Annotated in this window: 18 protein-coding genes and 2 pseudogenes; 4 read left to right on the top strand and 16 right to left on the bottom strand. The window is 62.2% G+C overall.

Annotated elements, in window-relative coordinates:
• Positions 1–28: 28 nt before the first annotated feature.
• The 5 genes from THIX_RS02360 to THIX_RS02340 form a co-directional block, all read right to left on the bottom strand.
• Entirely contained in the window at positions 29–721 is a 693-nt protein-coding gene (locus THIX_RS02360) for a sulfite oxidase heme-binding subunit YedZ (RefSeq protein WP_112484678.1), read from the bottom strand.
• 14 nt (positions 722–735) lie between these two features.
• Entirely contained in the window at positions 736–1,746 is a 1,011-nt protein-coding gene (msrP, locus tag THIX_RS02355) for a protein-methionine-sulfoxide reductase catalytic subunit MsrP (protein ID WP_112484677.1), read from the bottom strand.
• 344 nt (positions 1,747–2,090) lie between these two features.
• On the bottom strand, positions 2,091–3,539 hold the full coding sequence (gene ccsB, locus THIX_RS02350) for a c-type cytochrome biogenesis protein CcsB (protein WP_112484676.1): 1,449 nt from the start codon (positions 3,537–3,539) through the stop codon (positions 2,091–2,093).
• A gap of 13 nt (positions 3,540–3,552) precedes the next feature.
• A complete protein-coding gene (locus tag THIX_RS02345) occupies positions 3,553–5,751 on the bottom strand; it encodes a cytochrome c biogenesis protein ResB (protein WP_233224351.1) in 2,199 nt (732 codons plus the stop codon).
• A 318-nt stretch (positions 5,752–6,069) separates the two neighbouring features.
• The gene (locus THIX_RS02340; protein WP_158540781.1) at positions 6,070–6,798 is read right to left on the bottom strand and encodes a cytochrome c; all 729 of its coding nucleotides are present in this window, start codon (positions 6,796–6,798) and stop codon (positions 6,070–6,072) included.
• A 49-nt stretch (positions 6,799–6,847) separates the two neighbouring features.
• Here THIX_RS02340 and yihA point away from each other — a divergent pair, with 49 nt between their 5' ends.
• Positions 6,848–7,549 carry a ribosome biogenesis GTP-binding protein YihA/YsxC gene (yihA, locus tag THIX_RS02335; protein ID WP_112484674.1) on the top strand — a complete coding sequence of 234 codons (702 nt, stop codon included), beginning with the start codon at positions 6,848–6,850 and terminating at the stop codon, positions 7,547–7,549.
• 161 nt (positions 7,550–7,710) lie between these two features.
• Here yihA and THIX_RS02330 read toward each other — a convergent pair whose 3' ends face one another.
• From THIX_RS02330 to groES, 4 genes are all read right to left on the bottom strand, one after another.
• Entirely contained in the window at positions 7,711–10,200 is a 2,490-nt protein-coding gene (locus THIX_RS02330; protein WP_233224350.1) for a patatin-like phospholipase family protein, read from the bottom strand.
• A 132-nt stretch (positions 10,201–10,332) separates the two neighbouring features.
• Entirely contained in the window at positions 10,333–11,523 is a 1,191-nt protein-coding gene (locus tag THIX_RS02325) for a zinc ribbon domain-containing protein (RefSeq protein ID WP_112484673.1), read from the bottom strand.
• Positions 11,524–11,885: 362 nt separating this feature from the next.
• On the bottom strand, positions 11,886–13,523 hold the full coding sequence (gene groL / locus THIX_RS02315) for a chaperonin GroEL (RefSeq protein ID WP_112484671.1): 1,638 nt from the start codon (positions 13,521–13,523) through the stop codon (positions 11,886–11,888).
• 37 nt (positions 13,524–13,560) lie between these two features.
• On the bottom strand, positions 13,561–13,851 hold the full coding sequence (groES, locus tag THIX_RS02310; RefSeq protein WP_112484670.1) for a co-chaperone GroES: 291 nt from the start codon (positions 13,849–13,851) through the stop codon (positions 13,561–13,563).
• Between the two features lie 199 nt (positions 13,852–14,050).
• Here groES and THIX_RS02305 point away from each other — a divergent pair.
• Positions 14,051–14,341, top strand: a pseudogene (locus tag THIX_RS02305) (IS5/IS1182 family transposase); the annotation flags it as partial.
• Positions 14,342–14,408: 67 nt separating this feature from the next.
• Here THIX_RS02305 and THIX_RS02300 read toward each other — a convergent pair.
• From THIX_RS02300 to THIX_RS02290, 3 genes are all read right to left on the bottom strand, one after another.
• Positions 14,409–15,698 carry an MFS transporter gene (locus THIX_RS02300; protein WP_112484669.1) on the bottom strand — a complete coding sequence of 430 codons (1,290 nt, stop codon included), beginning with the start codon at positions 15,696–15,698 and terminating at the stop codon, positions 14,409–14,411.
• Positions 15,699–15,853: 155 nt separating this feature from the next.
• Positions 15,854–16,288 carry an aconitase X swivel domain-containing protein gene (locus tag THIX_RS02295; protein ID WP_233224349.1) on the bottom strand — a complete coding sequence of 145 codons (435 nt, stop codon included), beginning with the start codon at positions 16,286–16,288 and terminating at the stop codon, positions 15,854–15,856.
• A 7-nt stretch (positions 16,289–16,295) separates the two neighbouring features.
• On the bottom strand, positions 16,296–17,537 hold the full coding sequence (locus tag THIX_RS02290) for an aconitase X catalytic domain-containing protein (protein ID WP_112484668.1): 1,242 nt from the start codon (positions 17,535–17,537) through the stop codon (positions 16,296–16,298).
• Between the two features lie 842 nt (positions 17,538–18,379).
• Here THIX_RS02290 and THIX_RS02285 point away from each other — a divergent pair.
• Entirely contained in the window at positions 18,380–19,195 is an 816-nt protein-coding gene (locus tag THIX_RS02285; protein WP_112484667.1) for a GntR family transcriptional regulator, read from the top strand.
• A gap of 11 nt (positions 19,196–19,206) precedes the next feature.
• Here THIX_RS02285 and THIX_RS23920 read toward each other — a convergent pair.
• From THIX_RS23920 to THIX_RS02275, 3 genes and pseudogenes are all read right to left on the bottom strand, one after another.
• Positions 19,207–19,433 (bottom strand): annotated as a pseudogene (locus THIX_RS23920) (gamma-glutamyltransferase); the annotation flags it as partial.
• A gap of 94 nt (positions 19,434–19,527) precedes the next feature.
• Positions 19,528–19,710, bottom strand: a complete 183-nt coding sequence (locus THIX_RS23915) for a hypothetical protein (RefSeq protein WP_233224790.1) — start codon at positions 19,708–19,710, stop codon at positions 19,528–19,530.
• A gap of 90 nt (positions 19,711–19,800) precedes the next feature.
• Positions 19,801–20,553, bottom strand: coding sequence for a GntR family transcriptional regulator (locus THIX_RS02275; RefSeq protein ID WP_112484666.1), 753 nt, complete (start codon positions 20,551–20,553; stop codon positions 19,801–19,803).
• Between the two features lie 181 nt (positions 20,554–20,734).
• On the opposite strand from THIX_RS02275, the gene THIX_RS02270 reads away from it, so the two are divergent.
• Positions 20,735–21,016: an SAF domain-containing protein gene (locus THIX_RS02270; protein ID WP_112484665.1), complete on the top strand. Its 282-nt coding sequence runs from the start codon at positions 20,735–20,737 to the stop codon at positions 21,014–21,016.
• 291 nt (positions 21,017–21,307) lie between these two features.
• On the opposite strand, the gene THIX_RS02265 is transcribed toward THIX_RS02270, so the two are convergent.
• Positions 21,308–22,663, bottom strand: coding sequence for an IS1182-like element ISThsp16 family transposase (locus tag THIX_RS02265; RefSeq protein WP_112484377.1), 1,356 nt, complete (start codon positions 22,661–22,663; stop codon positions 21,308–21,310).

The raw sequence follows: 22,663 nt of genomic DNA, 5'->3' as shown, positions 1-22,663 counted from the left end.
CGCCGGGACCCGGCCCGCCATCACGCCATCAAACCCGCGCCGGCAACTGTGCGCGGCGCGCCTGCAGCCGTCGTTCCCGCCACGCCTTGGCCACACGCCAGCCGAGCAGCGCGGCAAGCATCAGGGCGTAGATCTTCGGATCGGCCGTGTTGTTCTTCGCGAGCTTGCCCCACCAGTCATGGAACACGGCGACGATGGCCACGACATAAACCAGCTTGTGCAAGGCCTGCCAGCGCGCTGCGCCCAGGCGCTTGATCATGCCGTTGGTCGAGGTGGCGGCCAGCGGCAGCATCAACGTGAGCGCCGTCATGCCGGCGAGCACGAAGGGATGTTTGACCACATCCTTCAGCACGGCATCGAGGCTGAAATCATTGACCAGCCAGAGATAACAGGTGAAGTGCAAGCTTGCATAGCTGAAGGCGAACAGCCCGAACATGCGCCGCAGCCGCGCCAGCTCGGCCCAGCCGGTGAGTTTGCGCAGGGGCGTGATGGCAAGCGTCACCAGCAGGAAGCGCAAGGCCCACAGCCCGGTGGTCCAGATCAGCGTCTGCTCGGGGTTGGGGCCGAGTTCCACCGTGAAGGCGCGCCACACCAGCAAGGACAGCGGCAATAGGCACAGGATGAAGACCACGGGCTTGAACCAGCGGGCCTGCAGGGTTGCACGGCGCAAGCGAAGTGACAGCCGAGCCTGTTTCGGGGCCAAAGGCGTGGAGGCGTTCATGATCCCGGAATCGCTCAAAAATCTCGGGTCAGGTTCATGCCCTTGTACAGGCTGGCGACTTGCTCGCCATAGCCGTTGAACATCTTGGTGGGAATGCGAGGCGAGAACAGGCCGCCAAAACCACCCTGGCCGATGCGGCGCTCGTTCGCCTGGCTCCAGTTCTGCGGGCTGACGTTGGGGTTGACGTTGGAGTAGAAGCCGTACCACTGCGGCACCGCGCGCATCCATGAGGTGATCGGCTGCTTTTCCACCAGACGGATTTTGACGATGGACTTTCCGCCCTTGAAGCCGTACTTCCAGGGAATCACCATGCGCATGGGGGCGCCGTCCTGATTCGGCAACACCTCGCCATACAGGCCGAACGTCAGCAGCGTGAGCGGGTGCATGGCTTCGTCCATGCGCAGGCCTTCGAGGTAGGGCCATTGCAGGATGGGGTCGTTCTGCCCCGGCATCTCGGCATGATTGAGCAGCGTGATGTATTCCACATACTTGGCGTTGCCCGTGGGCTGCGCCGCCTTGATCAGGTTGGAGAGCGAATAGCCCAGCCAGGGAATGACCATGGACCAGCCCTCGACGCAGCGGTGGCGGTAGATGCGTTCCTGCATCGGTGCGAGCTTGCGCAGGTCGTCGATGTCGAAGGTGCGCGGCTTGCCCACTTCGCCCTCGACCACCACCGTCCAGGGCTGCGTGCGCAAGCTGCCGGCGTTCCTCGCCGGGTCGCTCTTGCTGGTGCCGAATTCGTAGAAATTGTTGTAGCTGGTCACGTCCTTGTAGGGCGTGAGCGCCTCCTTGGTGGAGAGCGCGACGTCCTTGGTGGCGGGCAGCAGCGGCAGGTTTCCGGGATGGGCCGCATCGGCCACCGTCGCAGGCACGGCGTGCGCGCGCTGCGCTGCGACCGCAGCGACCGTCGCTGCGGCACCGACCCCGGCCGCGGCGAGGAAGCGCCGCCGATCGCGATAGGCCTCGCGCGGGGTGATGTCGGACGGCACGGGATGCTCAAAACCTTGCTCTTGGCGCTTGTTCATGACGACCTCTCGGTGGTGTGCAGTGAGTGTGCAGTGTTGGAGCCCCGCTTCATCGCCCGGTTTCAGGCGCTGTGAGCCTAGACATTCAGTTCAGACATCCGCCTCGGGCCCCTGGTGCCTGTGGATAGACGAGAAACCGGCAGGTTTATTCCGGCCTTGCTCCCCATGCCCATCCCCGCGGGTGTTGCGGTTAGGGTTTGGTCGAACCATGGCCCGAAACCTTACACGTGCGCGCCAACCCTGTTTTGCTGACGGCTACTTTCTTCCACGCCGCATCCCGGGGCACAGATTCGCTGCGAAACAAAAAAGGCCCCGAAGGGCCTTTTTATGGCTTCAAGTGCCAGTCACAGCTTGCCATAGGAATGCAGGCCGGAGAGGAACATGTTGACGCCGAGGAAGGCAAAGGTCGTCACAAGCAGGCCGGTGAGCGCCCACCAGGCCGCCACTTGGCCGCGCAAACCCTTCATCAGGCGCATGTGCAGCCAGGCCGCATAGTTCAGCCAGACGATGAGCGCCCAGGTTTCCTTCGGGTCCCAACTCCAGTAGCCGCCCCAGGCTTCGGCAGCCCACATCGCACCCAGAATGGTGGCGATGGTGAAGAAGGTGAAGCCGATGGCGATGGACTTGTACATCACGTCGTCCATGACTTCCATGGAGGGCAGATGCATGGCGATGCGCTTGCGGCCATAGAGAATGCCCCCGACGATCAAGGCCGAGATGCCGGCGAACACACCCCAATACTCGGAGATGCCGCCCTGACGGAACACCATGGGTTCGAAGAACATGGTGAAACCCAGCAGCCACAGCGGCGCCAACTTCCACAGCGACGTGGTGGTGGCATGGGCCTTGATGAGGTAGGCGAAACCGACCATGGCGGCAATGGCGAAGGTGCCGTAGCCGATGAAGTTGGCCGGGACGTGAATCTTCATCCACCAGCTTTGCAGGGCGGGCACCAGAGGCTGGATGACATAGCCGCTTTGCGCGAAGCTGAACCACAGCAGGAACACCACCGCGGCACTGACCACGAGCATGGCGAAAGCGCCCATGCTGCGGGTCTTGTACTTGTATTCGAAATACAGGTAGAGAGCGGTCGTGAGCCAGGAGAACAACACGAACACTTCATACAGATTCGACAGCGGGATATGGCCGACGTCGGCGCCGATCAGATAGCTCTCGAACCAGCGCATCATGGTGCCAACCAGCGCCATGGTGATGCCGACCCAGGCCAGACGCGAACCGAACAGTTGCGGAAAGTTGGATTGCCAGCCGCGCCCATCGCGAATCATGGCGCCTTCACTCACTGGGCCGCCCGCCGTCATCGTGCCACCGGCCAGGGATTGTGCCGGTCCTGTGAACATGCCCACCCAGTACGACGCGGTGCTGAGGAAGAACAGGAAGGCCATCCACATGATGGCGGTCTGGCTGGAGAGGAAGTACTTGAGGAAGAAGTTCTGCTCACCACGCGCCAGCACGGGCACACCGGCGGGGCCGTTGTACAGCCAGATGCCGAAGAGCGACAGCACGGCGACGACAATCGCCAGATTCTTGATCGCCGTCCAGCCCCAACCGAGGAACAGCAGGGAGGTCGTCGCGCCCAGGAAAATGAGCTTGACGTAGTAGTTCATATCCTGGCCGTAGCGGCTCAGGACGTAGGCATCCCCGCCGGCGATCAGCGCGAGAAAGATCCAGTCGTAGGTCGATCGGCGGCGCAAGTAGGCCAGCGGGCCGGTCTGCTTCACATCTTGCGGGCCCGAACCCAGGCCTAAGGTGTGGGATTTACTGGTGAGTTCCATGGCGAAAGTCCCTTCAGGGGTGATCCGAACCCGGTGCTGCAGATGCCGCAGAAGCCGGTGCCTGTGATCCTACGCCCAGGGAGGCAGAGCGCAGGGTTTCAAATTCTTTCTCAAATTCGAGTGTGCGGCGATTGGTGCTCATGGCCATCAAGGTCTTGCTGCCCGACGGGCCGTTGTCGCGCACCAGGAACCACACCCGGCGCTCGCGGATATAGAGCATGGAGAACACGCCGAGGATGAGCAGGATGGCGCCGAAATAGACGATGTATTTGCCCGGGGCACGCGCCACCTGGAAGATGCTGGCCTGGACCTGTTTGAAGTCGGTGAGCTGCAGATACAGCGGCGCCGGGTAGAAGGTGGAGTCGGACAACGCGAGCACGGCCGCATTGAAAAAGCGGTTGTTGTCGGGAGTGTCGACCGCCGGCGCCTGGCCGGCCTGGACACGCGAGACTTGCCACAGCTGCCACAGCGTGCCGTTGAGCACGCGGATGAACACATCGGATGCCTTGGTCAATTCAGCCTTGGGCACATTGAGTTCCAGGAACTCGGCCAGGGCGGGCAGGCCGCCGGGCGCCTTCACCAGGGGCTGTCCGGTCTTGGGATCACGCGGAATATTGCCGGCAAAGATATCGAGGGTGCGGCCGGCCGTGGCCCGCAACTGCTGCACCAGAGCCGGCGCAGCGCCTGGAGGCAGTGACTCTTTCACGTAGGCATCGACGGCCTGCTGGCGTGCGGTGGGGTTGTCGAGCGCGGCGCGGAAGTTCATCCAGCCATCGACTGAATCCTTCGAGTCGGCGGGAATGCGCAGGTAGTGGTAGGCGCCGCCGAGTTCGCTGCGCTCCCCGGCGAGGAAAATCTTGGTGCCATCGAGCTCGACTGGCAGCATGTAGTTGAAAAACTCGTGCGCCTGCCCGGCAGCGTCGCGCAATTTGTAGATGACAGCCGGACCGACATTGGTCAGCTGGTTGGTTTCGTTGCGCTTGACGGCGGCGCCCAGGTGCTGCTCGAACAGCTGCGTGAGGCCCTGGCCGGCCGGCTTCTTGCCGCTTTCCTCGGCGCGGCTCAGGTTCTCCACATTCATCAGGCGAAAACCGGTGAGTTCGAGCCGCAGCGCCTGATTGCCGTTGGTGAGCTGGCGTGAGCTGCCGACATCGCCCTTGAGGTCGAAGGTTTTGTCGCCCGGGCCTTGCATCGGCCACGCCTTGAGCATCAGATGCGAGCCGCCGTCGTCGAAGCCGGACTGGAACACCGTGACGCCGTCGTACTCCAGCGGCTCGTTCACCTTGATCGTCGCCGGGAAGGTCTTGCCGGTTTTGCGGTCGGTGATTTCCACATTGCTGGCGAACAGCCGCGGCATGCCGGTGGAGTAGAAATCGACCACGAACTTCTTCAGCGTGATGATGAACGGCAGCGGTTGCAGCACCGAGCCGTCACCGATGGTCAGCACCGCGGTGTTCGAGCTGCCGCCTTCGGGGATGGACAGGTTGCCACGGTAGGTGGGGTTGTTCACGGACAGGATGTTCTGCGGCGGAACCTGGGAGATTTCCATGTTCGACTTCAGCGCCTGCTTGCCCGTCAGCAGCATCTGCAGCCTGATCATCAAGTCGCCGTCGAGCAGACCGCCGAGGCAGATGAGCACGAAGGCACTGTGCGCGAGGATGTAGCCGATGCGGTTGAGCCCGCCGGTCTTGGCCGCCACCATGGTGGCGCCTTGCGGATCGCCCTCCACCGGCTGCACCTTCACGCCATAACCATGCCCCTTGAGCTGGGCCACGAGGTGCGCCACCATGTTCTCGCGTGGCGCATCCACCTCGACCTCGGCCTTTTCGTGAAAGGAGCGCAGTCCCTGCTCACGAATATTCGCCTTGTAGCTCTTCAGGTCGGCAAGGATCTTGGGCGTGTTGCGGGTCAGGCACAGGGTGGTGGACGCCGTCAGGAACCCCATGATGAGCAGGAACCACCAGGAACTGTAGACATTGAACAGATCGATGCGGTGGAACACCGTGGCCCAGAACGGGCCGAACTGGTCGATGTAGTTGTTCAGCGGCTCGCCCTGCTGCAGCACCGTGCCGATGATGCTGGCAATGGCCACGACCACCAACAGCGAAATGGCAAAGCGCATGGACGACAGCAGTTCGACGAAGCTGCGCCAAGAGCGGGAGCCGCGGCGCAACTGCAAACCGGAAGTGCTGACGTTGGATAGGGATGACATGGATTTCGGATTCGAAGCCGGCGATGCGCCGATCAGGCTTTGCCGCGGATGCGGCCATTGCAGCGGGACATCAGCGTCGGTTGCGCCCGACTGGATCGGGCTGCAGGCAGAACAATGGATGTCGCCAGAAATGCCAAGACCCGCTCCCGATTGCGCCCAAATACAGACCTGGGTATGAGTCGACGTTGGTCCAAGCGGTTTTTTGAAGGGCTTTTCGACATCTGCACTATAGCAAAACCTGCCTTTTCCGCCCTTGCCATATCCACGGTTGATTGATGGAAACCCATCATGGCATGGAGCAGCCCCGGGTGGAAACGTTCAACGCAAACCTGCAACAAAATCTGACACATCACGAATCTGGCGATCGCTCATGCGCGAGGCAATCTCATGCATGGGGGTATTGTCGCCCCGCGCCCCGGTACGAAAGGCGTGCAATTGGGCGGCGACATACTCCGACCATTGCCCGGCCAGTCGCGGATACTCTCCGGGGAGGCCCAGGCCGCCAGGGCCGTGGCAAGCGGCGCAGGCCGGCACCATGCGGTTGGCAATACCGCCGCGCCAGATCCCCTCGCCGATCTTGACCCATTCGGCATGGGTCGCGATGGCGGGCTTGATGGTCTGGCGGCTGTAGTAATCGGCCAGATCCCGCATGTCCTGCGGCGACAAGGTGGATGCGATGCCGTTCATGATGGCATTCACCCGCTCCGGCTTCTTGCCGGGGGCGGCAGGTTTGAAGCGCGTCAACTCCTGGACGATGTAGCCGGAGCGCTGCGACGCCAGCTTGGGAAACTGCGTGCTCGTGGCGTTGCCGTCGATCCCGTGGCAGGCGGCGCAGGTCTGCGCCAGCTGCTTGCCATGCGCCAGCTGCGCCGCCGTGGGCGCGGTGGCCGAGACTTCGAAGGTGGGCGCGGTGGGCGCAGCGCCTTCCGCAACGGCGGCCGCGGCCGCCACGGCAAGCAGCAATGCCCCCAGCGCAGCCCGAACGGGCACGAAGGCGCGGGGGTCAGGAGCTGGGGTTGGACGCAAACCTTCCTCGTCTGGCAGCATGGCGACTTGTATGGGGAATAAGATGCCGCATGCTAACGACGTATAAGTCATGACGAATATAGGGAATTCCAGCACAGTCGCAGCCAAGGCGGCCGCCGATACCAGTCCGCTGCTGCAATCGGCCCGGTTTTTCACCACGGCCGCGCAGTTCAACCAGCTTCCCGCCGGCAACTTGCCGGAAGTGGCTTTCGTCGGCCGCTCCAACGCCGGGAAATCCACCGCCATCAACGTGCTGTGCGGTCAGCGCCGTCTGGCGTTCTCGTCGAAGACGCCCGGGCGCACCCAGCACATCAATCTGTTCACGGTCGGCCTGGGCGGTGCCGCGGCCGGGCTGCTGGCCGACCTGCCGGGCTATGGCTACGCCTCGGTGCCACTGGCCACCAAACAACGCTGGGAGCGCTTCATCGCCCAGTATCTGGCGCAACGCGCGCAGCTCGTGGGGCTGGTGTTGATTGCCGACAGCCGCCACGGTCTCACGCCGCTGGACTGGACGCTGCTGAGCTATTCCTCACCCGCCGCCCTGCCCGTGCATGTGCTGCTGACCAAGGCCGACAAGCTCACCCGCAGCGAACAGCACGCCCAGGCCCAGGCCGTGCGCGACGACCTGCAGCGCCATGCCGCGGGGGCGGGCCTGATGGCGCCCACTTCGGTGCAGATGTTCTCGGCCACCAAGCGCCAAGGCCTGCGCGAGGCCAGCCAGGTGCTGGAAGACTGGCTGCAGGCCCCTGCGGACGAGGAACCAGCGGTTTAGGGCGACGCTGAACAAGTCCCTCGTGCGCATCGCATCCGCGCCTCGGGCGGTCTGCGGATTTGCACCTTGCATCCCATCCCGATGCAAGGCGCGCTGCTCACGGGAACTTGTTCAGCGTCGCCTCAGGGCCTGTTAACCCGCTTGCGAAGTTGCCGCCGCCGTCAGGGGCGCCCGAGCATCAGGTAGTAGTTCACCGTCTGCCCCGGCGCCTTGCCGATGCCGAAGTAAACCGGCCCGAGCGGCGTGTCGGCGCCGAGGTAGAGCGCCAGGCTGGATTGCAAATCGCTCAGGGACACTTGATTCCGGTTCGCCCAGGCATTGCCGCGCTCCAGATTCACGCCGGCGTAAGTGGCGCCGCCAAACAGCCCGGCGGTGGTGATTTCGGTGCGCAGACCCAAGCGGAAATACGCCAGGTAGTTGCCGATGATCTGGCCCTCCTGGAAGCCCGAGAGTTGGTCGAAGCCGCCGAGCGCGAAGTAGTTGTAGCCGGTGCCCGAGATGTCGCGGAAGCTGGCCAGCCGCGTCGCCGCCTCCACCGTCTGCCGGCCGAAGCTCTGGTCGATCTGGCCCGACAGGTCGAGGCGCACATAGTTGGCGGCGCTGCCCAGCTTGCGGTCGGCGCTGAAGGTCTCCAGACGCGCGCGCCAGCCCTCGCGCGGGAAATAGGCATGGTCCAGCCGGTCGAACGTGGCCAGGGCGCGGATGCCGGCCTCGCGCACGCTGCCGCTCAGGTTGCTGCTGCCCAGGATGGTGTTGGCCGAAATCTGCGCCACGCTGTAGCCCAGGCGCAGCTCGCCGTAGTCGGCCACCGGCGTGCCGATGTCCAGCCCCACGCGCGAGGTGCTCAGGCGGTAGCGATCGATGGCCTGGCTGCCGGCGTAGACGTCGATCGGGCGCGCATCCAGATCGAAATACGGCGCCAGGAAAACGCGGTCGGTGCTGTCCAGCGGCTGGTACAGCTCCGACAGCCAGCGATTCTCCCAGCCCAGTTGCACGAAGTTGCGCCACTCCCCGCCCAGGTTGTTGAGCCAGGGCCGGCGCTGGGCGAGCTGCAGCTCGAAGCGGGTCTGGTTGCGCAGATTGGTGTAGAGCCCCAGGCCGAAGCGCAGAAAGTTGGGCCCCCAGGACTTGTCGGCGACGCGGTAGACCAGCGCGTCGCTGCCGTCGGGCTCGTCGTAGAGCCGGTAGTCGACGCGTGAAAAATCGCCCAGTCCGGAAAGCTGGTCGACGTCGTCGTGCACGTCGCTGAAATTCAGCGGCTTTCCCGGTTTTTGGCGCAAATTGGCTTCGAGTGCGGGCGCCGGCGCCCACTTCGAGCCTTCCACCCGCACCGAATCGATGGACAATTCTCCGAGGCTGGCCACGAGGCCTTGCGCCTGGGTATCGACCTTGATGCGCCAAGCCCGATAGGCCTCGGGCGACAAGGCATAGCGCGACAGCTGCGGCGCCGCCGCCATGGTGGCGGCATAGCCATCGCGCAAGGCCTGCTCGCCCCTGTTGAAATCGAGCGAGGAGATGTCGCCCAGCGCCGGCGTGACCAGCACGTCGGCCGGGGTCAGGGACTTGAGCTGGACTTCGACGTTCTGCTCCATCAGGATGTTGATCATCTGCCCCGTGAGCCCGACGATGCTGCCCAGGGCCTCGCGCGAGGACAGCGGGGTGGAGATGTTCACCGCGATCACCACTTGCGCCCCCATGGCGCGCGCGACGTCGACGGGCATGTTGTCCACCAGTCCGCCATCGCCCAACAGTTCGCCGTGGGTTTCGATCGGCGGAAAGACGCCCGGCACCGACATGCTGGCCCGCAACGCCGTGGCCAGCGCACCGCGTTGAAGAATGACTTTGCGCCCATTCACCATATTGGTGGCCACGGCGCGAAAGGGAATCGGCAAGTCGGCGAAGTTGCGCACGGCGCGCGTCTGCAACGTGAGGTTGGTCAGCACCGTTTCGAGCGCGGTGCTGTTGATGGCCGCATCGGGCAGGCTGAGCTGGCCGCGACCGTTGATGCCCAGCTCGATGCCGCCAGGCATGCGCGTGTCATCGGACTTGCGCTGGAAATCCAGCCCCGCGCGCGGCGGCCGACCGCGGAAGATCGCGTTCCAGTCCAGCCCCGCCACTTGCTGCCGCAGCACCGCCAGCGGCACCCCGGCGGCATACAGCCCGCCCACGATGGCCCCCATGCTGGTGCCGGCGATGCAGTCCACCGGGATGCGCAGCTCGCGCAACGCCATCAGCACGCCGATATGCGCCAGCCCCCGCGCCCCGCCGCCGGACAGGGCCAGGCAAATGCGCGGCTCGCGCGCCTGGGCCGCATCGGCATGAGCGCCTGGCATGGTTGCCGCTGGCGTCGCCGTGGCAGGTGGTGTCGCGGTGGTTGGCGTTGCCTGGCCCGCTTCGGGCGGCAGTCCTCCCGCACCCTCCTGCGTGGTGGAGGCACCCTTGCGCGGCAAGCCTGCCGCCCCCGGCGTGATGTGCGCCGCAGCTTTGGGCACACCCAGCGCTGCCGGGGCCACATCGCGCAACGGCACGGTCGGCTTGGGGGTGGAATGCCCGTCCGGGGCCGCCTCCGCCGGCGCAGGGCTCGCCACGGCCACCCCCAGGGAGAGGGCGGATAAGCAGCAATAGTGGTGAAGTCTTCGGGTCGCGCGCATGGTTGTGAAGCCTAACGAACACCGCTCAAGGCGTGGCAAACCCATCGAAGGGTTTTTGCAGCGGTGCTGCGCAAGCTTGCAAAAATCCGGCCTCGGCGGCGCCGGCGCCCTCCGAGGCCCGGGCTGCGCGCCTTACCTGGAATGCAAGGGTTGCCCGCAACCGCGGCAGAAGGCATCGTCCGCCGCAACGACGGCTCCGCATGCCGGGCACCGCCTGGTGTCGGCGCTGGCTGGACTTGCGAGCCTCGGTTGCGCTGGAGTTTCGGCCAAGGGCCCCGAGGGTTGGATCGGGCCCGGCGTTGGCGCGCTTGCCCCAGGGGCGGCACCCGGAGTTGCATCCTGAGTCGCTTCCGGAGGCACAGGCGGCGCGGAACCCGTGCGCGGCTTGTTGTCGTCCAGCTTTTGCTTGAACTGCGACAAGCGCTGGCCGACCAGTTCAGCCGCTTCCGAGCCCACCCCCTCGTTGACCGCGCGGTAGACGAAGATCAGGCCCAGGACGTAGATCAGGCTGACGACGGACCAGGCGAGGAAGGTCACCAGCCCGATGGAAATTCCGGCGCCGCCGAAACCGTGGCTGGTCATCTGCGCCAACAGCATCTGCATCGGGCTCGAGCCATCGCCGGGCTCGAAGCCGCCCAGCCCGACCGCCGCATACATCCTGGCGATCTCGGTGCTGGCGCCGAACACCAGGCCGAAGATGAAGACTGCTGCCGGAAACACGACCAACCCCAGCACCAGAAAATGCATGAGCACTTCCAGCGGCTTCTTGATGACGATGTCAGCCGCACGCGACAGGCTGGAGATCAATCCCTCGCCATGCCAGATGGCCGCCACCATCAAGGGCGTGGCCAGCACCAGCACGGCATACGCCAGCGCGACGATCACCACCGAGGGACCGGCGAGGAGGAAGCCAAAGACCCCGCCGACGCCGGGAATGCGCCCGAGCAGCGACAGCAGGTAGGCCGCCACCAGCACCATGGCAAAGCCCACACCGAGCAGGATGAGCGCCCCAATCACGTGGAGCGCCGCCTGCAGGCCGCCGAGAAATGCGGCGCCGAAGCCGCGCACCGGCTGGTCGTAGGCCTGATCGACCAGCATCAGGCCGCTGGCGTTGATGCCGATAATGGCAATGATGGCCCCGACCAAGCCCATCAGCATGCTCACGGCGTAGCTGCCGGAACTGGCCGTGGCAGCGGCCCCGCCCATCATGGCCAGCCCGGCCAGAATGAAGCTGCCCGCCAGCATCGCGAGCGCCTGCCAGTTGTGCAGCGCCTCGTAGCTGCGCAACAGCACGCCGAGGTTGTTGGTGGTTTTCACGGTCATCGCAATCTCCCTGTGTGGTTCATCGCGCCGCATGGCGAAAGCGGCCTGGCATCCATCCAGCCGCAAGCTCTCTGGCAAGGTGCGGCTTTGAAAACCGCCAGCGATCGATCGTACGACCACCGGATGTTTCGGCAAGACTTGGGGCGGCAGCAGCGCCCCCGACGGCAAATGGCGCGGGGCTGGCCCATGGTGTGACCGCGCAAGGCTTGCGGCAAGAGCTGGCCAAAAAAATGGGCCCGCAAACCGCAAGGTCCGCAGGCCCATCATCGCTCCCGGCGGCCGCAAGCGGCCGCCGTCCCTTTCGGGCCGGAGCTTCATGGAGCGGCATGACGCCGCACCTGGAACCCCGCGAACTGGACGCGTTACATGTCCATGCCACCCATGCCGCCCATGCCACCGCCCATCGGCGGGGCTGCGGTGTCGTCCTTCGGTGCGTCCGCCACCATGCACTCGGTGGTCAGCAGCAGTCCGGCGACGGAAGCGGCGTTTTGCAGCGCGGTACGGGTGACCTTGGTGGGGTCCAGAATGCCCATCTCGATCATGTCGCCATACTGGCCGTTGGCGGCGTTGTAGCCGTAGTTGCCTTGGCCTTCCAGCACCTTGTTGAGCACGACGCTGGGTTCGTCGCCAGCGTTGGCGACGATCTGGCGCAGCGGCTCTTCCACGGCGCGCATCACCAGCTTGATGCCGGCTTCCTGGTCGGGGTTGGCACCCGTGACCTTGAGGTTGACGCGAGCGCGCAGCAGCGCCACGCCACCACCGGCGACGATGCCTTCTTCCACCGCAGCGCGCGTGGCGTGCAGGGCGTCTTCGACACGGGCCTTCTTCTCTTTCATTTCCACTTCGGTGGCAGCGCCAACCTTGACCACGGCCACGCCGCCGGCCAGTTTGGCCACGCGTTCTTGCAGCTTCTCGCGGTCGTAGTCGGAGGTGGCTTCCTCGATCTGGACGCGGATCTGCTTGACGCGGGCTTCGATGTCGGCAGCAACACCGGCGCCGTCGATCACGGTGGTGTTTTCCTTCGCCACTTCCACGCGCTTGGCCTGGCCCAGGTCGGCCAGCGTCACCTTCTCCAGGCTCATGCCGGTTTCTTCCGAAACCACCTTGCCGCCGGTGAGGATGGCCAGGTCTTCCAGCATGGCCTTGCGACGATCGCCGAAGCCCGGAGCCTTGACGGCCACGGTCTTCAGGATGCCGCGAATGCTATTGACCACCAGCGTGGCCAGGGCTTCGCCGTCCACGTCTTCAGCGATGATCAGCAGCGGGCGCCCCGACTTGGCCACCTGCTCCAGAATCGGCAGCAGATCGCGGATGTTGGAAATCTTCTTGTCGTTCAGCAGCACGTACGGGTTGTCCAGCACGGCAACCTGACGATCCTGGTTGTTGATGAAGTAGGGCGACAGGTAGCCGCGGTCGAACTGCATGCCTTCGACGATGTCCAGCTCGTTGTTCAGGCTCTTGCCGTCTTCGACGGTGATCACGCCTTCCTTGCCCACCTTGTCCATCGCCTCGGCGATGATCTGGCCGACGTCCTCGTCGGAGTTGGCCGAGATGGTGCCGACCTGGGCGATTTCCTTGCTGGTGGTGCAGGGCTTGGAAATTTTCTTCAGTTCTTCGACCAGGGCGATCACAGCCTTGTCGATGCCGCGCTTGAGGTCCATCGGGTTCATCCCGGCGGCCACATACTTCATGCCTTCGCGGGCCATCGCGTGCGCCAGCACGGTGGCGGTGGTGGTGCCGTCGCCGGCGTTGTCGCTGGTCTTGGACGCCACTTCCTTCACCATCTGCGCGCCCATGTTCTGCAGCTTGTCCTTCAGTTCGATTTCCTTGGCCACGGACACACCGTCCTTGGTCACGGTGGGGGCGCCGAACGAGCGCTCCAGCACCACGTTGCGGCCCTTGGGGCCCAGCGTGGCCTTCACGGCGTTGGCCAGAATGGTCACGCCGTCCATCATGCGTACGCGGGCATCCGCGCCGAACACTACTTCTTTAGCTGCCATGTGTATTTCTCCGATTGTGTAGGGGGAAGTGCTGCGCTTACTTCTCGATGACGGCCATCAGATCGTCTTCGCGCATCACCATCAGTTCGTCGCCGTCCACCTTCACGGTCTGGCCGGCGTACTTGCCGAACAGCACGCGGTCGCCGGCCTTCACGGCCATGGGCTGCAGGGTGCCCTTGTCGTCACGCTTACCCGGGCCTACGGCCAGCACCTCGCCCTGGTCGGGCTTCTCGGCCGCGTTGTCGGGGATGAAAATGCCCGAAGCGGTCTTGGTTTCCTGTTCCACGCGCTTGACGATCACGCGGTCATGCAAGGGACGCAAATTCATTCGTGTTGCTCCTGTTGATGGAATTCGAGAGGTTGAAACGCATGCCACACCGCGAGCGGCTGGCTAGGGGTGCTTGGAAGCTTGACTCGGTTGCGAGTTGCGTTTCGCTAGCACTCACTGGATGCGAGTGCTAATTGTAGGGGCGAAGCTGCTGATTTCAAGTCCTGCCTTGCGAGAGATCGAGTTGCGCACATCCTGCATCCTGCGCTCCGGACAGAAGCGCGGCCTGACGTGAACATTGCACGCCATGGTCAAGCGGCGCAGTACGATCGAACCCGCCATCGGCCACATGCAATCGGACGGGCGCCTGGCCAGCAATCCGCTCCAGGGCGCCCTGGACGACGCCCTGCATGCGGTGATTCGCAGCGCCGTCCACAACATCCGCCTGATCCTGAAGAAGCTGCGGCTTCCTTGCCCCCGAATCGCCCGCGCAGTGCATGCGGTTGGCGGCGTATGGGGCGCCAGCTTTTATCGAAATGCCCCCGGCTGACTGAAAACATTATTTTTCAGGATGGACTCAGTATTGACGATACCAATTCATGGCGATTACACAAAAATCAATGCGCTACTTCAATAAGGTCTGATAGGCGCATCTCAGTGTCTATCAGCCATACAAAACCAGCTCCGATAACCATGAGCCCGCTCGCCACGATAAATGGCAAGGTCCAACTTCCGCTCCACTGCACAAGAGCGCCAAACGCGATAGGAGAAATAATTCCACCGACGTTGGCCCAAGTGTTCATCCAGCCCGCAGAGGTCGATGCATACGACCCCCCCATGTCCATGGCAATAGCCCAGAAAATAGATATCGTGGCGTCAAGAAAGAAAAACGAGCAGGAAAAAAGCAGAATTGTTACAAACTGGCTTTGCGCATAGACGGCTGGCAAAAGTAGCAACACGGAACAAATCATGCCGACGGATGGAATGAGGCGCCTCCATAACTTTTTATTGCCTGTGCGCGCACATAAGTGATCGCACATTGCTCCCCCGAGGACGCTTCCCATCATGCCACCTATGAACGGAAGAAAGCCATAAATACCGACCTTCAGCATCGTAAAATGGTGATCTTTGATCAAAAATGTTGGTAGCCAAGTGAGATAGATCGTCAGTGTGTAGAAGTAGCAGAAATCTGCAATACACAGGGCCCACATACTCCTGCTCTTGAGAACGGCACTCCAAAGCTTTTTTCCATGGATCAATTGATTTTTCTGAGTATGGCTTATCGATGGCGGGCGATAGACGATGAGCCACACAAGGCCAATCGCCACGGTTGCAATACCGAATACCCAGAACGGCCCGGAGATACCGAACGCGATGATGCTGGCAACCGAGATCGGTACGGTGATTGCTGCGCCGAGTCGCGTCGCCGCATGCATCAATCCTTGCGACAGCGCCCGTTTGCCAGTGGGCACCCAGGGAGAAACACCGCCCGTCGCCGCAGGCATCGATGCAGCCTCCCCGGCCCCGGTGGCCGCTCGCATCCACGCCAGTTGCCCGATGTTCAGAGCCGTAACGCCGCTAAGAATGGTGAAGGCGCCATACCAAAGCACCATCAATCCTACAGAGCGCCTCGCCCCAAAAATGTCGGATAGATATGCCAGCAATGGTTGCAGCAAGGTATAAGTGATCGCAAATGCGGAAAAAATCCAGCCCATCGCGATTTTGCTCACATTTAGATCGGCCATTAAATGCGGTGCGACAACCGACATCAATGTCTTGTCGGTATAATTGCTCATGAAAACCATTGCCCCCATCCCCACAATGATCCAGGGATAGATCTGCGCCCGCTGGCGCACCATTAATCGCGACTGTGTCGTGCCGCTCTCTGTGCTTGGTGTTACGCTCATTGTCCCCTCCTAGAAACATATCGATTGATAGGCTGTTTCGAATCTCACCTGAAACTGCTTTTGCGCCATGCTCATAACACCCATGCCAGGCCGTGTGGCGCGAGCTACGGTTAATAGTTATTGGTTGGGTTATTTCGCCTCCAACTTTAACCGTGTCACGACTCTGTGGAACGACGCAAGACTTCTATTATTTTGCGCCCAGGATCGACACGCACCCAATCTCCCGTATGGATAATCTGAGCCGGATGTTGCGACCATCCTTCGGTGATTGTGATGTTGGCGAATATTGCGCCTTGCACCATGACAGGATTTGTGACCCCAAAGATGAATGCGCGTGGCGCGATGCCTTTGTTTTTGATATCGTAAAAGGCCCAGCCAGCGGCAATTCCACCTTTTGCCGTCGGGAAAAAACAGATTTTGTCCTTGATATTCGTTCCTTCGAGTTTATGGCCTGGCTTTGTGATTATGCCGGTCCATCGATCGAGGTCGTAGCGGGGTGAAAAACCCTCTTCGGAAATAACCGCTTCGCCTTCAACCACTGGGCCGAAGGCACGCTTGACGGTAATTGAGTCATGTTGGCCTTTCATCATGGCGTCCTCAGACCAGTTTTCCCGTACACGCGATATCCACGCAGGCCTGTGTCTCGCGCAGAATGGTGTTGAAGCGATGTGCTCCGATGATGTTGACGATCTTTGCCGAATTCGAAATCATGTTGGTCCATTGGTTTTTGACACGCATTTCTGAGAGGTTTTCGAGGATGTAGAAGCACACACCTTCGAGCACGGTCACTCCCGCGTCTTCCAGATCTTTGAGGTAGCCCAGCTCACGAGCTGATGCTTTGACGGATGCCGCGGTTGTGACGAAGACTTGCGTCCCGGGATGGACATGACGCCCCGCGAATCTCTGGGAGATGTCCTTCATCTCAAACAACGACAGTTGCGGTCCCGAAAACACCACCAGATTGGCACTCCGATCGCCCAAGCTGTAACTTGCGTAGACGCGCGCCAAATCGCTGTCTGTGATGACCATTTCTTCGGCAGGCGCATTCGTTCCGAACGCTGCTTCCAACGTTGGCGCCTCTGGGGTTACGCCGACCATGTGGAACATTGCCATCGATCCGTAGCTGGCCAAGGCACAACCGAGATGTTTCAGCTCGTCGGCAACGGGCGCGCGTCGCATGCCATGGAAAACAGGGACTGCGTAATAATTTGGATGTTTCTCGCCGACGATTTTTCCGATCGCCCCCCAGTCGGCAAGATCATTAAGCTGCGCGTCCAGACGCACGCTGATCGTTCCCTTGCGATGACGTTCCAAATGAAAGCCATATTCAGGCGTGCGGCCAGTGACTGCGGCAGCGAGCGCTGATGGCCCTCCTTCGAAATTGGTACGCGCGCCAAATACGGAATTGGCATAAATGACCGTGCCGGTGTCACCCCACGCCACATGCTCCCCGATGTGCGGCTGATAGACGGTTTGATAGTTGATGCACGTATCGCTGGTGCATACATTCATTTTGCGCAGATATTGGATGATTTGCTTTTCCTTCACCGCCTCGGCCTGGTGTTGGCCGAGCTTGTCGACGTAAGGAAAATCCATGCACCGGGCGTTGGTGGTGATTGGGACGCTGCATCGTGTATGGTGTTCGCACGCGCGCTTCATGAAACCGAGACCCGCATCTCCCATCACTTCGATATCGCCCATCATGTGGGCATTTGTAATCTTGACGAATCGTTCGGCACCCCAGAATTTCCCGATCTCCAACTGGTATTCAAGGGCCTCTCGTACTGCCTCGCCGTTCTTGCCATCTAGCATGCCCTGTTCTTCAGGGGTCAGTCTCATAGTGTTCTCCGTGCTTCATCAAAATTGTTGTGATGACTTGTTGCCGCCTCACGCGGACCGCGCCGCTCGATGCAAGCGAGCCTCGAGATTTCGTCCGCGCGCTGCTTGGGGGGTGGTCGGCTTCGAGGTATATGCCACACGCTGTTCAGGAATACGCTGTCATACATGGGGCCTTGTTTGGCACTCTGAGCGCGCGCAAAGACTGGCGCCACATGCGACCTGCGCAGACGACCCAGGCAAAAACGTTGTCTGCACCATTCGTGCGCCTTTGCGGCCAGGTCAGTGGGCATCGGCGCGCGGGCACGAGCCCGCGGTGTGCCCGCGTCACGCCTCCCATATCGGATAAGCGCCCTGGTTTGTGTGGCACTGGGATTCGTGGCGATGTCGGGCAGAACGCTCGTCTGATGGGCCGAGGCGGTATTGGCGATAACGTCAGGTGCGCTCTTTAGCCCATGCGAGTTGACCTTGCGCCAAAGCCCAAACACACGCACGAGCGCGCCGCATCGGCGGCCTCTCGAATCCGTGCTTACGCGCCTCGTCACGCGCGCGATGGGGAAAGCCAGTCCCGTGCTCGCGGACTGTCCGACTTGGTCGTGGTTGGCGTCTCTGCAGGAGACAAGGCTACACACGCGGGCATGTTCCCCACCGCTGCGAACCTGCTGCTCGATTGCCTGACCGGGATGAGACCGCAAGAGGCCGGGGTACGAGACAATACTTTGATTTGTTGGCAACACCGTACCCATCCAATTTGAATTAGCTGTACTTGTATGCATACATTGACATACTTTTTATGGTGTGTCAATTGATGGTCGCACCAACGTCTTCTAGGGAGATATCGCTTTATGCCGCACTCAACCGCCGCCGCACGTCGAGCGAAGACATCGACGACAGCGCAGGGAATCGACGTAGGCGCACTCCAACGCGATAGCGCTCATGCGCTCTACGAGCAGATCGCCGATCGTCTTCGCGACTACATCGCATCGCATAACCAGCCAGGCATGCAGTTGCAGACGGATGACGCCCTCATGCAGCGTTATGCGGTGAGCCGTTCCACGGTACGCAAGGCGGTGCAACGTTTGGTGGATGAAGGGGTTCTTTTCAGAAGGCGGGGCAAGGGCACCTTTGTCTCGCAGCCGGTTCCAAAAATTGTTCACTCGCTAGATCGCCTAGCCCCCTTTTTCGAGACGTTTCGTCAAGTCGGCGCCGACCTGCATACTGAAGTCATTGATTCTTTTTGGGAAGAATCACCGGACTTGCCACCTGAACTCGATGCTTGGGAAAGGCCGGTGTTCACCTTTCTGAGGCTGTACCGATCACGGGGCATTCCGCATGCGTTGACGCGGGTCAGAGTGCCATGCGAGATTGGCCGCCACCTCAGCCGCGCGGACTTCGAGTCGACGCCGATCTACGAAGTGCTTCAGGCCAAGCTTGGTTTGCAGGTGACAAGGGCAGACAATCTGGTGAGCTGCCAACAGCCATCAGCAAGTATCAGCCGGCTCTTAGGCCTGTCGCAAAGCAGCTTCCTACTCGTCCTCGACCGAATCTCGCGAGATAAGTCCGGGGCGCCTATCGAGATGACGACGCATTTTCTGCGTCCTGATGTCTACCAATTGAGCGTTTCGCTGACGACCGTCGTGCCCCATCACACAGGCCCGTGACATTTTCTAACGCATTGCCTCTGCGGGTTCTGGCCCCAGGCCAGCATGCGTGCGAGGGTCTGTACACGACCTTGCGGCTGCATGTTGTGACGCCCATGACCCCGAAGGCCATCACGGCCAGATCCCCCTTAGTCACAAAACCGGGGATGATGGTGTGGAACGGGCGCCTGCCCGGTGCGACCACATTGGGTCCGGGCTGCAGCGAAAAAGCGTGGCCGCGGTTCTGGAATGAGATCCCCCCAGAGCGTCGCGACTCATGGCGCCCCCATAGGCGGCAGAGTGTCGCGCCAGCGCTTCTGCGATCTCCCCGCGATAGAAGGCTTCCCCGCTGCTCATGCCAATGGCTGCAGTGCGCGCGCCGCTGCAGGAAACCGCCAAGTTTCGCCGATCTCGGGGGCACGGCCATCGGGCATGAAGGCTGCGGCAAAGCCCGGCTGTGCGGTGGCCACCACGTTACGCGCGAACACCGGCTGCCGGATTGACGGATAGGTTGCACGGAAGCTGAAAGACTGCATGGCCGATTCACCTCACGAAACGGAAGGGACGGCATCTGACGGCGGGAGATTTGGCCGCAGTCACTCTACGGCGGCCGTTGCCGCCATGGGCTAGAGCTGGTCACCGATCAGGTCGACGGCGTATTCGTAACGGTCGGTGTTGACGTAAGAGTGGCGCAATTCGACCGGCCGGTCCTTGAATGAATGGGCCACGCGCACCACCAACAGAAGCGGGTGTCCCGTTGGCACCCGCAACAGCCGCGCCTTGCCGGAATCCGCCTTGGTCGCGCGAACGCGGTCTGCGGTCCGGATCACACTGATGCCGGCCTGTTCCTGGTAAAGCTGGTAGATGGTGGAGCGACGCTCACGCAGCGTGCGCTCGGTCAGGGTCTTGAACAGCGCGGCGGGCACGATGATTTGATCCAGGATGACTGGGTCGCCCTGCAGGCTGAGCCTGTTGGTGAAGCACAGGACTTTGTCGCCGACACCGATGCCCAGGACGGCGGCCGTTTTCGCATCAGCCTGACGCCTGTCGAACTCGACGAGTTCGACGGTGGGGAATTCGCGATGCCCATCCTGGCGCACGATATGGAAAAACGAAAAAAAGTACCGTCCTCGACCATGCGAGGCGACGAAGGTCCCGCGCCCCTGGTGGCGGATCAGCACGTTCTCCGCAGTGAGCTCGTCGACCGCCTTGCGCACCGTGCCGATGCTCACGGAGAAGCGCTCGCCGAGCTTTTTTTCCGAGGGGATGACCTCGCCAGGCTTCCACTCCCCGGTGCGCAGCGATTCGGTGATCTTGTGCTTCACCTCTTTGTACAGGTGTGTGCCCGGAGACATTCCCGTTGAGATTTCGTCTGTCATCGCGACTCGTTCGTTTTGTGCTGGGTGGCAAGGCCGGGCACGCCATAGCCCGAAACATTCGGTTCTATTTTACCCGGGAATACATCTAGGTCATCTAGTTGACTTAGATGATATGCATGCGTATGCTGGCACGAAGCAGTGTGGGCGCGAGCCCGAGGCACATACATCCCAAGGAGACAGAATGATTCACTTCGTACTGCACGATTCCAAGGATTCCGTTGCCGTCGTCGTCGTTGAGGGCGTCAAGGCAGGCATGGAACTCAATGGCTGGATCATGGATGAAGACCGCATGACCGGCGTCAAGGCGGCGCAAGACATCCCGATCGGCCACAAGGTCGCGCTCAAGGACATGGCCGTTGGCGACACCGTCTGGAAATACGCCGTCGATATCGGCAAGGTCGTCGCCCCGATCCATGCCGGCGAGCACGCGCATGTCCACAACATCAAGACCAAGCGCTGGTAAGCAGCCGTCATGTGCGCCATGCCGCGTCGACTTGCGCGCCGGCCCGGGCACAGCATGGGATAGCCCCGCTGCCGGCACATTGCGCCAATCCGTTCGACGCTCCCGGAACTTCTGACAAGCCCTAGGAGGCTGTCGGACTTGAACCCGAGCGAATCCGATTGATCAGTGCGACGCGTTTTTTTTGACAGCGGCGCGCTGATCGAACGCTCTCGATGGTTGGCGAGACACTGTGAGGGCACATGGGGCGGCCTGGGGACTCGGTTTTGGCGTGGTCGGGGCGCACTATTGCCCTCACGCGGCTCGCAGGACGTGCATGCGCTTGATGTTCCAAGCCATGGTCACCAAGCTCCATTCGCCTTGTGCCTTGGCCAGCCCGCGCATGCTCATCTGGCGCCAACCCATCACTTGCTTGATGATGCCGAACACCGGCTCCACTGTCTGCTTGCGCAGGCCGTACAGGGCTCGGCCTGCTTGCGTGCCCAGGCGGTGTGCCATCTGCACGAGCGGATCCGTCGTCTGGGGCTCGGGCACATCGGGTGCAAAGCGCCCCATCACCGGCGTGTGATGCGACTCCCGCTTGAGCGCCAGCAGCGGCTCGATACCCGCGTCGTTGCACGCGATCACGTTGGCTTGGCTGAAGAAGCCGTTGTCCGTGATGAGCGTGTGCACCTCGCCCAGCACCGCGGGTAACGCTTGGATCTGCTGCAGCGTAGGCACAACTTCGCGCTTGTCGTTGGATGCCTGGCTCACATGCTGGGTGATCACCATCATCGTCGCGATGTCCACGCCGGCTTGTGCGTTGTAGCTTTGCTCGAAGCCCCCACCCGACACGGGCATGATGCGCGACTCTTCATCCGTGAGGTTGACCTGATCGCTGCTCCGGGGGCCGGCCTCTGGCGGCTCAGGGTCCTTGCCGCGCGGCTTCTTGCCCGCCTCGCGCTGGGCTTGGCGCTTGGCGGTCTTGGCCTCGTACTCCTGCTGCTCGACCTGATGGCGTTCGCTGGCGCGCTGCTCGATCTTGGCCTTGGCCTGCGCGATTGCGCTCAAGCGATCTGCACGCAGGGCGATCTCCGCCGGCACATCCATGCCGTCGGGTACCGTCGCGCGGTCGCTGTTCTCTGCCAGCGCCAGCAGCGTTTGTACTTCCTGGCGCAGCTGCGCCTCGATCTTGTTGGCATGAGCCCACGACAAGGCCTTGTGCTTGCTGGCGTTGGCGTCGATCTTGGTGCCATCCAGCGCGATGTGTCCGAGCTTGAGCAGCTTCATCTCGCGCGCCAGAACCAGCACCTGCACGAACAGTGCCTCCACCTCCTTCAAGAAGCGGCGGCGGAACGTCGCCAGCGTGTCGTGATCGGGGTGGGTATTGGCCGCAACAAAGCGGAACGCCACCGAGTCGTAGGTCGCCCGCTCGATCTTGCGGCTGGAGTGCACGCCGTTGGCGTAGCCGTAGATCAGCAGGCCCAGCAGCACCGCCGGATGGTGCGCCGCCGAGCCCCGGCCTGCGTACTGTCGGGCCAGATCGCCCAGATCAAGCTGCTCGATGACTTCGACCACGAAGCGCGCCAAGTGATCAGTGGGCAGCCATTCGTCCACCGACGGTGGCAACAGATATGCGGTGTCTCGGTCAACAGGGACGAAGCGGCTCAT

It is taken from the genome of Thiomonas sp. X19, assembly GCF_900089495.1.
In the GTDB taxonomy this organism is placed as follows: domain Bacteria; phylum Pseudomonadota; class Gammaproteobacteria; order Burkholderiales; family Burkholderiaceae_C; genus Thiomonas_A.
This window is presented reverse-complemented; position numbering and strand designations above follow the sequence as displayed.

Bases quoted from the DNA above. Each gene is read 5' to 3' on its own strand.
- ccsB (WP_112484676.1), bottom strand. From the start codon at position 3,539: ATGGAACTCACCAGTAAATCCCACACCTTAGGCCTGGGTTCGGGCCCG.
- THIX_RS02275 (WP_112484666.1), bottom strand. From the start codon at position 20,553: ATGACAGACGAAATCTCAACGGGAATGTCTCCGGGCACACACCTGTAC.
- THIX_RS02265 (WP_112484377.1), bottom strand. From the start codon at position 22,663: ATGAGCCGCTTCGTCCCTGTTGACCGAGACACCGCATATCTGTTGCCA.
- THIX_RS02300 (WP_112484669.1), bottom strand. From the start codon at position 15,698: ATGAGCGTAACACCAAGCACAGAGAGCGGCACGACACAGTCGCGATTA.
- THIX_RS02340 (WP_158540781.1), bottom strand. From the start codon at position 6,798: ATGCTGCCAGACGAGGAAGGTTTGCGTCCAACCCCAGCTCCTGACCCC.
- THIX_RS02290 (WP_112484668.1), bottom strand. From the start codon at position 17,537: ATGAGACTGACCCCTGAAGAACAGGGCATGCTAGATGGCAAGAACGGC.
- yihA (WP_112484674.1), top strand. From the start codon at position 6,848: ATGACGAATATAGGGAATTCCAGCACAGTCGCAGCCAAGGCGGCCGCC.
- THIX_RS23915 (WP_233224790.1), bottom strand. From the start codon at position 19,710: ATGCAGTCTTTCAGCTTCCGTGCAACCTATCCGTCAATCCGGCAGCCG.
- THIX_RS02330 (WP_233224350.1), bottom strand. From the start codon at position 10,200: ATGCGCGCGACCCGAAGACTTCACCACTATTGCTGCTTATCCGCCCTC.
- THIX_RS02325 (WP_112484673.1), bottom strand. From the start codon at position 11,523: ATGACCGTGAAAACCACCAACAACCTCGGCGTGCTGTTGCGCAGCTAC.
- THIX_RS02360 (WP_112484678.1), bottom strand. From the start codon at position 721: ATGAACGCCTCCACGCCTTTGGCCCCGAAACAGGCTCGGCTGTCACTT.
- THIX_RS02295 (WP_233224349.1), bottom strand. From the start codon at position 16,288: ATGATGAAAGGCCAACATGACTCAATTACCGTCAAGCGTGCCTTCGGC.
- THIX_RS02285 (WP_112484667.1), top strand. From the start codon at position 18,380: ATGCCGCACTCAACCGCCGCCGCACGTCGAGCGAAGACATCGACGACA.
- groL (WP_112484671.1), bottom strand. From the start codon at position 13,523: ATGGCAGCTAAAGAAGTAGTGTTCGGCGCGGATGCCCGCGTACGCATG.
- THIX_RS02270 (WP_112484665.1), top strand. From the start codon at position 20,735: ATGATTCACTTCGTACTGCACGATTCCAAGGATTCCGTTGCCGTCGTC.
- THIX_RS02345 (WP_233224351.1), bottom strand. From the start codon at position 5,751: ATGTCATCCCTATCCAACGTCAGCACTTCCGGTTTGCAGTTGCGCCGC.
- msrP (WP_112484677.1), bottom strand. From the start codon at position 1,746: ATGAACAAGCGCCAAGAGCAAGGTTTTGAGCATCCCGTGCCGTCCGAC.
- groES (WP_112484670.1), bottom strand. From the start codon at position 13,851: ATGAATTTGCGTCCCTTGCATGACCGCGTGATCGTCAAGCGCGTGGAA.